Origin of the sequence: Cellulomonas telluris, from assembly GCF_004886325.1 — a bacterium.
In the GTDB taxonomy this organism is placed as follows: Bacteria; Actinomycetota; Actinomycetes; order Actinomycetales; family Cellulomonadaceae; genus Cellulomonas; species Cellulomonas telluris.
Genome location: NZ_QXFN01000117.1, coordinates 1 through 512, shown reverse-complemented (window position 1 = coordinate 512; position 512 = coordinate 1). Strand labels below are relative to the sequence as shown.

Here is a 512-nt window from a genome sequence, read left to right as displayed (position 1 = left end):
CGTTCAACAAGGGCTTCCTCGCGACCCCGGCGCAGGAGGGTGCGACCTCCGCGTCCGGCCTGCTCGCGACCGGCAAGGTGGCCAGCGAGATGCAGGGCCACTGGGAGCCCGGTGTCATGCAGGGCCTGACCGATGACGGCAAGGGCCTCGGCGAGCGCACCGGCTGGTTCCCGTTCCCCGAGGTCGAGGGCGGCGCGGGCGACCCGACGGCGGCCCTCGGCGGCGGCGACGCGTGGGCGGTCTCGCAGGAGGCGCCCGACGCTGCCGTCGACCTGGTGACCTACCTGCTGAGCGAGGAGGTGCAGCGCGGCTTCGCCGAGAACGACATGGGCCTGCCGACCCTGCCCGCCGCGACCGATGCCGTCAGCGACCCGGTCCTCGCCGACCTGATCCAGGTCCGCGACGACGCGCCCTACGTGCAGCTCTACTTCGACACGGCCTTCGGTGAGTCGATCGGAGGCGCGATGAACGACGAGCTCGCCCTCATGTTCGCGGGCCAGTCGACGCCGCAG

Annotated in this window: 1 protein-coding gene; it reads left to right on the top strand. The window is 72.7% G+C overall.

Annotated features, from left to right (window positions below; all coding sequences use genetic code 11):
* Positions 1 to 512: extracellular solute-binding protein (locus FB586_RS19005; protein ID WP_136520878.1), on the top strand; the 512-nt coding region annotated here is incomplete at both ends.